The following is an 11,142-nucleotide window of genomic DNA, read 5'->3' as shown; positions in this document are numbered from 1 at the left end:
TTTGGTGGTGCAAAGGTACAAATTATAATTGATAATTTACAATCGACAATTGATAATTAACTTACATAAACAATCCTGCACCATAGATTAAGACCACATAACGGAATAACTTGCCTAATGTGATGGCGATAAACGTGATGATGACGTTCGATCGCATCAGTCCCAAGGCTATCGTGATGGCGCTACCCAGTACAGGCAGAAAGGCAAAGAAGCCCATCCAGGCGCCATGTCCTGCCAGAAAACGGTGGGCTTTGTCCAGATCTTCCTTCTTCACGTGCAGATAGGTCTCAATCCACTCCAACTTACCCATTCGGCCCACGCCGTAATTGAATACCGAGCCCAGTACATTTCCTATAGTGCCATAGATCATCAGCAGCCAGGGGTCCAGTCCGGTAGCCATCAGACCAACCATCACGGCCTCGCTTGAGAACGGGAAGAAACTGCCGGCCAGGAATGCTGCCAACAACATGCCCCAATAGCCGTACTGTGTGAGAAAACTGATGATTACATCCATAGGTTCATGCCGGTTAGGAACAGAACAACCGCTGTCACCACGATAAAGAAGATGTTCGACATGCGGGTTCTGGTGAGTGAGATGAAGTGGGCGATAATGGGGCTTACGGTAATGGTGAGCACCTGTATCCACACCTCGTATGCCTGTGGCTGAATGGCCATCATGACAAAGCTGTAGAGAGTGAGCAGGTTCAGACTGGCATAGATATTACGTACACGGATCTTATCCATATAACTGGTCAACCAGAAATGGATGGCTCCTACCACGAACAGCACCACCAGCAGACCGAAATAGATGAGCTGTGGAAGTGTCAGTGCTGTATAGTCCGGACTCCAGCTCATATCCTTGAAATGCGACAGGAAACTCAGCATGGTGCTGGGTTCCTTGATATGAGTGAACAGCTGCCACCCCATGTAGAACCAATAGGGGGTGATCAGGCCTAACACCGTGGCCAGGAAGGAACGGATACTCATGGAGTAGACCGTGGTGCCCATGAGCAGATAGATGATCGGGGTGAATAGCAGGAAGTAAGGCTCAGCCAAGCTCACCAGACTGATGAGCAGGAAGACGTAGTACATCTTTCCGATAGCCCTTGTGTCCTGATAACTGGCAAACAGTAGCAGTAGGATGAGGATGGTGCATACCTGCACAATGCTGGCGTGGACCGAAGAAAAAAGCCATACAGCCGAACAGCCCAGCATGATATAAGCTACTGATACCATGCGGCTATAGACGCGTATCAGCATGTTGATGTTGTTCAGATGAATCATCGCATAGACTGCGGTGAAGAAACAGGCGAACTGAAACCACCAATGGTGCTGTACCATCCCTGACGCCAGCCAGATGCCGATGCCATACAGGATGGCTATCGGCAACGTGCGGCGACTTTCTGCTATTCTATTCTGTAATCTTTTCACTATTTATATCTTACAGATCTGCTCCGATATCACGACGGAAATACTTGTCGGTAAATCCAACCTTCTGAGCCTCCTCGAATGATTTCTGCAGGGCTTCGGCCTTATCCTTACCATATGATGATACGGCAATGACGCGTCCACCATTGGTTACAACCTCACCATCCTTCATCGCGGTGCCTGCGTGGAACACCATAGAGCCTTCTACGTCCTCAATACCCTTGATGGGGTAGCCTTTCTTGTACTCCTGGGGATAACCGCCGGAAACCAGCATCACGCAGACGGCGGCACGCTCATCGAATGCGATGGCACGCTCGTTCAGGTTGCCCTCAGCCACACCTTCAAACAGGTCGACGATGTCGCTCTTCAGGCGCAGCATGACGCTCTCTGTCTCTGGGTCGCCCATACGGCAGTTATACTCGATGACATATGGCTCAGCCTCTTTGCTGGGGGTGTTAGTACGGTTGATGAGTCCGAAGAAAATAAATCCTTTGTAGTCGATGCCATCAGCGGCCAGTCCCTCTACGGTAGGACGGATGATACGGTCCTCTACCTTCTGCATCCACTCCTTGGTGGCAAAAGGCACGGGTGTAACGCTACCCATTCCACCAGTGTTCAAACCAGTGTCGTGCTCACCGATACGCTTGTAGTCCTTGGCCTCGGGCAGAATCTTGTAGTTCTTGCCGTCGGTCAGTACAAATACCGAGCACTCGATACCACTCATGAACTCCTCGATGACCACGCGACTTGAAGCATTGCCAAACATACCGCCTAACATCTCCTTCAGCTCTTTCTTGGCCTCGTCGAGGGTAGGCAGGATCAGTACGCCCTTACCAGCGCAGAGACCATCGGCTTTCAGCACGTAAGGAGCTTCGAGTGTCTCCAGGAACTTCAAGCCTTCTTCCAGATGCTCTCCGTCGAAAGTCTGATAACGTGCGGTAGGGATGTTGTGGCGCTCCATGAAGGCCTTGGCAAAATCCTTCGAGCCTTCAAGTACGGCACCGGCCTTTGACGGACCGATGACAGGGATGTCTTTGGTACGCTCGTCAGTCTTCAGATTGTCGTAGATGCCCTTGACCAATGGATCCTCAGGACCCACCACCACCATGTTGATGCCTTTCTCTACCACGAAAGCCTTGATGGCTTCGAAGTCGTCGGCCTTCATGGCAACGTTCTCGCCACACTGGCCTGTACCGGCATTACCTGGTGCGATGTAGAGTTTCTCGCATTTATCACTCTGAGCAATTTTCCAAGCTAAGGCGTGCTCACGTCCGCCGCTTCCTAACAGTAAGATTTTCATCTTTGAACTTTGAACTTTATGATTACTTTAAATAGTCTTCGAAGTATTGGGTGATGCGCTCATGCAGATGCACTGAGGCATGCCCTCGCATGTTATGCTCCTCGCCGGGGTAGGCAAAGAAGTCGGGCTGGGTACCGGCTTTGATGCAGGCATCGAGGAACGAGAGACAATGCTGTGGTACCACCGTGTTGTCATTATAGCCGGTGATAATCTGCAGCTTGCCTTTCAGGTTCTTGGCCTTGCTGATGAGGCTGCTCTTGGCATAGCCCTCAGGATTGTCCTGTGGGGTGCCCATATAACGCTCGCCGTACATCACCTCGTACCACTTCCAGTCGATGACAGGTCCACCTGCCACACCCACCTTGAACACGTCGGGATAGTTGGTCATCAGCGAGATGGTCATGAATCCGCCGAAGCTCCAGCCATGCACACCCAGGCGGTTCATATCTACATAGGGCTGCTGGCGCAGGAAATCCACACCTTTCATCTGGTCCTGCATCTCAATCTGACCTAACTGGTGCCAGGTGGCCTGCTCAAAGTCACGACCACGGTTTTCCGAACCACGGTTGTCGATGATGAAGCAGATATAACCCTTCTGTGCCATGTAGGTCTCCCATGGACGACTCAGCCAGTGCCATGAGGCATCTACGTTGTGGGCATGAGGACCACCATAGACATAAACCACGGTGGGGTATTTCTTGTTGGGATCGAAATCGTGGGGCTTCACCATTCTATAATAGAGGTCGGTCACGCCATCGGCTGCCTTGATACTGCCGCTGGTATAGATGGGCTGCTGGTAGTCCTTCCAGGGGTCGGGGGCATCCAGCAGATTCAGAGATGACTGTTTGCCGGTTGTCACGATGTCAATCAGACGGGGCTTGTTGGGTGTCGAGAGCGTCAGACAGGCTTTCTGACCTGTGGCCGACAGTTGGGCGCGCTGAATCACACCGATGCCACGGTCCAACAACTGGCGCTTGCCTGTCTTCAGGTTCAGACTCCACAGGTTGCAATAGCGTGGATCTACCTCGTTGCTGGTATAGACAATGCTCTTAGTCTTCTCGTTGAATCCCACCAGCTCCATCATTACCCATGTACCACTGGTCAGCTGTTTCAGCTCCTTGCCGCTCTGATCAAAGAGGTAGAGGTGGTTGTAACCGTCCTTCTGGCTCTGCATGACGAACTTAGAGGCATCCCAGGGCAGGAACACAATGGGGTTCTGAGGCTCCACATATTTGTTCGAGGTCTCACGATACAACTCGGCAGTCTTCTGACCCGTTGCTGCATCATACGCTACCAACCGGCAGTCGTTCTGCTTGCGGTTCAGTTCGAACATGTAAACGGTCTTGGCATCGGGACTCCAGGTGATATTGGTGAAATAGCGGTCAGTAGGATCGCCGGCTTGCAGATAGACGGTCTTGTCTGTCTTCAGGTCGTACACTCCCACCGTCACCTTGTGCGATGTCATGCCTGCCATCGGATATTTGTCAGGCTCGTGCTGGGCATTGCGAGGGAAGATGTTCACCTGTGGATAGTCGGTTACCATGCGCTGGTCCATGCGGTAGAAAGCCAGCTTCTGACCGTCGGGACTCCAGAAGGTACCCTTGCGGATGCCGAACTCATTGCGATGTACGCTCTGACCATAGACGATTTCACGGCTACCGTCAGTTGATAGCTGGTGCTTCTTGCCTTGTCCGTCAACCACGAACAGCTGATCAGCCTCTACGTAGGCTGTGGCGCGCGATGCGGCATGCCAGTCGTTGGCCTGCTGACCAGCGATACTGTCTTGCCATACAATCTTCTTCTGGACAAAGTCTAACAGGATCACCGACTTGCGGTTGCCTAACAGGACCAGCGACTTGTTGGGGTAGGGGAACGAGGCGTTCATCAGGTGGCGTACGTACTTGGTGTCGTTGCTGCCTGCCCATTTGTTGATGTCGTCGAGGGTAAAAAGGGTGCTCTTCTTGCCTGTCTTCGTGTCAATCTTATAGCATGCCTCCACATCGGTCTGAATCAACTGCTCACCCCACCATGTCAACCACATGTTCTGTGGTCGAAGGTTTGCGTAGTTCCTACCGCCGAAGTTAAGGTCCTCCAATGTGAAAAGTTTATCCTGAGCACTCATGGTTATTGCGATTGCCATCATGGCCATGGTGGCCACCATCTGTTTAATCCTCATCATCGTCGAATCTCTTTTTCTTGCCGAAGTCCTTTTTGCCGAATTCTCTTTTGCCGCCGCGTTTGAAGTCCTTACGGTCTCTGCCGCCTTTGCCGAAGTCCTTACGGGCTCTGTTGAACTCCTTGCGGTCCTTGCCGCTGCGGTCAAAGCTCTCGTGTCCACCACGGTTTCTGTTGATATCGTGTTTGTGGAATGTGAAGTTCAGAATGTCGGCCTCTTCATTCTCTTCTTTCTCCTCCAGACGCTTCTTGAACTCGCGCTCCTTCTTGAAACGATGCTTCTCAGCCATCTGGCGCTTCTCTTCTTCGGTCTTCACAACACCACCTTCCGAGCGGAAGTCCTTCAACTTACCGTCAAACATCTGATACTTGCGGAACTCGCACTCCAGACTGCCGTTGTAAAGGGGAATCTTGATACTGGGCTTCAGACCAATCTGGTCGAAACACTCCTCGCGATAGCTCAGAATCCAGGCGTCGTTGCCCTTGAACTGATGCTTCAGACGCTCACCAATCATCTTATAGGTGCCTAACAGGTCGGGCGTTGAGATACGCTCGCCATAGGGGGGATTCGAAATCATGATACTCTTGTTGGCAGGCTGGGTGAAGTTCTTGAAGTCCTGCTCCTCAACCGTGATCACGTCGCTCAGTCCAGCTGCTTTGACGTTCATACGGGCAGTGTTGACAGCCTTGATGTCAATATCGTATCCGTAGATCTTGTGGTTGAACTCACGCTCATGACTCTCGTCGTTGTAGATCTCATCAAACAGGTCGGCATCGAAGTCGGGCCACTTCTCAAAGGCAAACTCCTTGCGGAAGAGTCCTGGTGCCATGTTCTTGGCAATCAGGGCAGCCTCAATCAACAGGGTACCGCTACCACACATCGGGTCGATAAAGTCGGTATCGCCCTGCCAGCCGCTCAACAGGATCATACCTGCAGCCAGCACCTCGTTGAGGGGTGCCTCTACACTCTCCTGTCGGTAACCACGACGATGCAGACTCTCACCGCTCGAGTCCAGACTCAGTGTACACTTGTCCTCGGCAATGTGCATATTCAGACGGATGTCGGGGTTGGCCACCGAGATATTGGGGCGTTTGCCGGTCTTCTCGCGGAACTGGTCCACGATAGCATCCTTTACCTTATACGAAACAAACTTGGAGTGGCGGAATTCTTCTGAGAAGACTACTGAGTCAACGGTGAATGTCTTGTCCGTTCCCAGATATTCGGTCCAGTCAATCTTCTTGATTTCCTCATACACATCGTCAGCGCTTTTCGCTTTAAAGTGACGTATCGGCTTCAGAATCCTGATAGCCGTGTGCAACTGAAAGTTGGCACGATACATCATTTCCTTATCACCCGTAAACGATACCATTCGTCTACCGATCACTACATCATTAGCCCCCAGTTGGGTCAGCTCTTTCGCCAGTACAGGTTCCAGTCCCATAAACGTTTTGGCGATCAATTCATACTTTTGTTCCATTACATTAATGTTTACAGGCTGCAAAGTTAATGCAAATCGGCCTAAAAATGTACTTTTTTTCTGTTAATCTAATAAAAAAGCTTTGTTTTTATGAAAAATCAGCCTAAAAATGTTCGTTTTTTAATTTTTATGGTTACTTTTGCACATGAAATTAAGAACCTATGGTTAGATTGTTGCTCTATACTCAGTCGGATAATCCGTATCTCATTCAGGCGTTGTGGATTGGCAGCGTCTTGGTGGTGTTGTGGCTCATGGTGATGATTGTCTATCAGCGTCGCACACGTCGTCGTTTGCAGACTGAGCTTGAGGAACTGACCAAGGTCCGTCAGAATAATATTGAATCGGAGTTCGTGCTCAAGGCCATGAAACTCAGTACGTGGCATATCGATGTGCCCAGCAGGATACTGTATGTGGATGCCGATTATCGTGAGACCAAGGGTGGTCTGGTAGGCCCTCCCGATTTCCCCCTCGATGTTCTCCCTGAGATTCTTGATAAGAGTGATGGTCAACGTGTCAAGATGGCCCTTGAGAATGTGTGCTTGGGAAAGACACAGTCGTACCACGAGGTCTATCGTGTGTCGTTAGGTAAAGGTGCGCTTTATTATTGGGAGGAGAGTTTCGGTACCATCGCAGCTCGCGATGAGGAAGGTCTGCCTTTGCGTGTTGTGGGCACTTCCATGCGTATCGATGCCCAGAAGGAGATGGAGGCGGCACTGATTACTGCACGTAATAAGGCTGAGGAGAGCGACCGCTTGAAGACGGCTTTCTTGGCAAATATGGGTCATGAGATTCGTACGCCGCTCAACGCCATCGTGGGCTTTGCCGATTTGTTACCGATGATTGAGGATGCCGAGGAACGTAATCAGATTATCACCGAAATCCAGAAGAACAACTATAAGCTGCTTAATATTATCGATGGTCTGGTAAGCATGTCGAAGGTTGAGGCTGAGGCTAAGAGTCTGGTTAAGTCGCAGACCGATGTGGTGCCTGTGCTTCGTCAGATTGCCGACTCCTTTGCACCGATGGTCGATTCGTCGGCTGTCACACTGGTCACCCAGTTCCCGATTCCCGAGCTGATGATGAATACCGATATAGGCAAGCTCAAGGAGATTATGTCCAATCTCGTTCAGAATGCTGTCAAGTTCACCACGCAAGGTTCTATCACCCTTGGCTTCGATCTGCCTCAAGGCGATCGTCTCTGTCTGTGGGTTCTCGATACCGGTAAGGGTATTGCCGAGGCCGACCGTCAGCGTATCTTCGAGCGTTTCGTCAAGGTCGATGAGTATATTCCTGGTACGGGTCTGGGCTTGTCGGTGGCCAAGAGTCATGCAGAGAGCTTAGGTGGCTCTATTGGTGTCGACTCTATCCTGGGCGAGGGCTCTCGTTTCTGGGTTGAACTGCCGTTAGGTTGATTTTTTTAGGTTGTGTTTGCAACTTTTTCCTGTTTGTTTGCGTCTAACGGGTATAAGTTGAAACATATAAAGCGTATTTACTGTTATGAAAATGAAGTTATTTCTATCGATGTGTGTGCTGTTGGGTATCACCTCGTGTGCTTGTAATACCAATGGGTTTAATGGTTCCATCCAACTGAGTGGCGAGCAGGCCATGGAGTCGCGTTCGCTCAAGGGGTTCGAACGTGTTGAGATCAATGGTTCGCCCACGGTCTATTATACCCAGGCCGATTCGTTCTCTGTACGTGTCAGTGGTCCTAAGGAACTGGTTTCTGATATTCTCACCGAAATGTCGGGGAACACCCTTACAATCCGTAACCGTGGCAAACATGGATTGTTCAATGTGCGCTTTGGTGGCGATGACGAACTCTGTGTCCGTATTTCTTCACCCGATCTGATTGGTGTGACGCTCAATGGCTCTGGCGATTTCTTGAGTGAGGGCCGTGTTGATACCGATGTGATGACGATTCGCCTGAAAGGTTCCGGTAATATTGATTTCGCTGACCTCCTTTGCGACCGTGCCGACATTGAATTAGTAGGTTCTGGCGATGTGGATATCGAGCGCCTTGAAGGACGCCGGACCGATGTCAGTCTGGTTGGATCAGGCGACGTGGATATCCGTCAGCACCAGGTCGATACTACTAATCTCTCGCTCCGTGGTTCGGGTGATATTGTAGTGGATTTTCGCGATGGCTGTGGCTTTGTGAATGCCGAACTGATGGGTTCGGGCGATATCTCGCTCAAAGGCAGTGTACGTACGATGAGTAAGCACAAACGTGGTTCGGGCGATATCGACACCGATGGCTTAAAAATAGTTGCCCCATGAGTCGTGATGTAGCCTTGGTGCTGTCCAGTGGCGGCGCCCGTGGATTGGCGCATATCGGTGCTATCCAGGAACTGCTGTCGCAGGATTACCGCATCACCTCTGTTGCCGGTTGTTCTATGGGCGCCCTCATTGGGGGCGTCTATGCTGCTGGTAAACTCGATGATTTCCGCGAGTGGATGAAGACTATCGACCGTAAGAAAATGCTCGAGCTGACAGATTTCTCGTTCAGTCTTAACCACTTGGTCAAGGGCTCCCGCATTATTGAGGCCATCATGGAGTTTGTGCCCGATGTGCCCATCGAACAGCTACCCATTCCTTATTGTGCCGTGGCTACCGACTATCTGTCGGGGCAGGAAGTGGTCATCCGTGAAGGCAGTCTGTTCGAGGCTATCCGTGCCTCTATCTCGTTGCCTACCTTCTACGAGCCCGTGCGTCGTGGCGATATGCTCCTGATCGATGGTGGTGTCACCAATCCCATTCCCCTCAATCGGGTCGTGCGCCAGGAAGGCGACCTGTTGATTGGTATCGATGTGAGTGGGCATGATTACAAGGCGCAATGGCTGATGCATCAGGAACTCCATGAGAAGCGCAAGCGCAGCACCTCGCTGTCGCAGCAGATCCTGAACCGTTTATTACCTGATAACCTCGATTTCAACTATTACACCATGCTCTCGCGCACCAGCTCCATCATGATTCGTCAGAACTCGTTGCTGATGGCGCAGCTGACCCATCCTGATGTCCTGGTCGATATCCAGATGAGTCGTTTTAGTGGATTCGACTACGATAAGTCAGAAAAAATTATCGCTGTCGGTCACCAGAAAACCCATCAGGCATTGATGGCTTATACCACCCAGTGAAGGGTCTTTTTAAGCAAATAAAACCTAAATATATAGCCGAAGTTTCCGTACTTTCAACAAAAATGCGTAATTTTGCAGCCAGAAATGGGACAAAAACAGGAAAATCAGGTTAGGATATTTAAGTATGAAGTATGCGATAATAGCAGCGGGCGAGGGCTCGCGACTGGCTCAGGAGGGCGTAGCTGCGCCGAAACCACTGGTGAAAGTGGGGGGTGAACAGCTGATCGACCGCCTGATTCGTGTGTTTATGGCGCAAGGTGCCAGCGAGATATGTGTGATATGTAATGAACAGATGACCGATGTGGCTGCTCACCTGAAGGCTGTTGCCGAGGCAGGGCAGGTACCCTTGAGATATAAGGTGAAGAGCACCCCCAGCTCAATGCATAGCATGTGGGAACTGAGTGCTTGGTTGAAGGATGAGCCTTTTGTACTGACTACCGTGGATACCATCTTCCGTGAAAAGGAATTCTCAACGTATGTAAAGACATTCGAACAGCTGGTCGATACCAACGAGGTAGATGGCCTGATGGGCGTGACCGACTATATCGACGACGAGAAACCACTTCATGTGGCTGTTGATGAGGCGCAGCGCATCACCGCGTTCCTGGATAGTTGCGACCATCCACAGTATATCAGCGGCGGCATCTATGGACTCACCCCTAAGGCTATCCCTGTACTGGAGCGCTGCATAGCCCGTGGCGAGAGTCGTATGCGTAACTTCCAGCGTGCCTTGGTGAACGAAGGCCTGCAGCTGAAGGCCTATGCCTTCTCGAAGGTGCTCGACATCGACCATGCCAGCGATATTGAGAAAGCGGAAGACTTTTTGAAATGAAGATACTGTTGATATATAGAGCAGAGCAGTTCTCTCCTAACTCTGTAGAGAAGGACCGGGCGATACTGGATGCTGTGGGTACTAAGCTCGTGGCAGCCGGGCATCAGGTGGATGCCATTGGTGAACAGCAACTCACCCATGTCGATGGCTACGACTGGGTGCTGACCATGGGGCGCTTGCCTGAGACACTGGAGAAACTGCAGAGCAAAGCTGGCGTGATCAACACCTCTGCGGCTATCCGTAACTGCGGGCGTTGTCAGCTGGCAACCATCATGCAACTGTCCGATACGCCTGTACCTCCACAGGAGGGCAGCCATGGCTACTGGCTGAAGCGTGGCGATGCAGCTGCACAGAGCAAGGATGATGTGCAGTATGTGGCCGATAAAACAGAACTGGCTGCGAAGATAGCTGCTTTCGAACAGCGTGGCATCACGGCCTATACGGTGAGTGCGCATGTACCTGGCGATCTGGTGAAGTTCTATGGAGTGAGCGGTTCCGGTTTCTTCCGCTATTACTATCCCACCGACGATGGTGATACCAAATTCGGCGATGAGGCGCGTAATGGCTCAGCCCGTCACTATCCGTTCCAGGAGGTTGTGCTGCAGCATACGGCTGAGACCCTCGCTCAGGCTGTGGGTATCCAGGTGTATGGAGGCGACTGTATCGTACGTGAGGATGGCTCGTTCTGTGTCATCGACTTTAACGACTGGCCCAGTTTTTCGCGTTGTCGTGACGAAGCCGCTGAAGCTATCGCGGGGTTAGTGAATAGTGATTAGTTCTATACGAAGTATTAAA

General features: G+C 51.1%; 10 protein-coding genes. 5 read left to right on the top strand and 5 right to left on the bottom strand.

Annotated elements, in window-relative coordinates; translation table 11 throughout:
• Window positions 1-61: 61 nt before the first annotated feature.
• Genes T495_RS0107365 through T495_RS0107345 form a run of 5 tightly spaced genes read right to left on the bottom strand, consistent with a single transcriptional unit; the run spans window position 62 to window position 6,381 of the window.
• Entirely contained in the window at window positions 62-514 is a 453-nt protein-coding gene (locus tag T495_RS0107365; protein WP_028902229.1) for a YqaA family protein, read from the bottom strand.
• Entirely contained in the window at window positions 505-1,431 is a 927-nt protein-coding gene (locus T495_RS0107360; protein ID WP_155993512.1) for a hypothetical protein, read from the bottom strand. Before T495_RS0107360 ends, T495_RS0107365 begins: the two co-directional genes overlap by 10 nt.
• A gap of 10 nt (window positions 1,432-1,441) precedes the next feature.
• Window positions 1,442-2,728: a phosphoribosylamine--glycine ligase gene (gene purD, locus T495_RS0107355; protein ID WP_033148186.1), complete on the bottom strand. Its 1,287-nt coding sequence runs from the start codon at window positions 2,726-2,728 to the stop codon at window positions 1,442-1,444.
• Between the two features lie 22 nt (window positions 2,729-2,750).
• Complete coding sequence (locus T495_RS0107350; RefSeq protein ID WP_033148413.1) at window positions 2,751-4,904, bottom strand: S9 family peptidase; 2,154 nt, start codon at window positions 4,902-4,904, stop codon at window positions 2,751-2,753.
• On the bottom strand, window positions 4,894-6,381 hold the full coding sequence (locus T495_RS0107345) for a class I SAM-dependent RNA methyltransferase (protein WP_033148185.1): 1,488 nt from the start codon (window positions 6,379-6,381) through the stop codon (window positions 4,894-4,896). Before T495_RS0107345 ends, T495_RS0107350 begins: the two co-directional genes overlap by 11 nt.
• Before the next feature lie 161 nt (window positions 6,382-6,542).
• On the opposite strand from T495_RS0107345, the gene T495_RS0107340 reads away from it, so the two are divergent.
• The 5 genes from T495_RS0107340 to T495_RS0107320 all read left to right on the top strand — a co-directional run bounded on the left by T495_RS0107340 (window position 6,543) and on the right by T495_RS0107320 (window position 11,123).
• A complete protein-coding gene (locus T495_RS0107340; protein WP_051651917.1) occupies window positions 6,543-7,793 on the top strand; it encodes a sensor histidine kinase KdpD in 1,251 nt (416 codons plus the stop codon).
• A 91-nt stretch (window positions 7,794-7,884) separates the two neighbouring features.
• A complete protein-coding gene (locus T495_RS0107335) occupies window positions 7,885-8,658 on the top strand; it encodes a head GIN domain-containing protein (RefSeq protein WP_197018765.1) in 774 nt (257 codons plus the stop codon).
• On the top strand, window positions 8,655-9,515 hold the full coding sequence (locus tag T495_RS0107330; RefSeq protein ID WP_051522894.1) for a patatin-like phospholipase family protein: 861 nt from the start codon (window positions 8,655-8,657) through the stop codon (window positions 9,513-9,515). The genes T495_RS0107335 and T495_RS0107330 overlap by 4 nt, the downstream gene beginning before the upstream one ends.
• Before the next feature lie 124 nt (window positions 9,516-9,639).
• A complete protein-coding gene (locus tag T495_RS0107325) occupies window positions 9,640-10,347 on the top strand; it encodes a sugar phosphate nucleotidyltransferase (protein ID WP_028902234.1) in 708 nt (235 codons plus the stop codon).
• A complete protein-coding gene (locus T495_RS0107320; protein WP_028902235.1) occupies window positions 10,344-11,123 on the top strand; it encodes a hypothetical protein in 780 nt (259 codons plus the stop codon). The genes T495_RS0107325 and T495_RS0107320 overlap by 4 nt, the downstream gene beginning before the upstream one ends.
• Window positions 11,124-11,142 lie beyond the last annotated feature (19 nt).

The organism is Prevotella sp. P6B1, assembly GCF_000702825.1.
GTDB lineage: Bacteria > Bacteroidota > Bacteroidia > Bacteroidales > Bacteroidaceae > Prevotella.
Note: the sequence above shows the minus strand (reverse complement) of the source record. Positions and strands in the feature narration are given on the sequence as shown.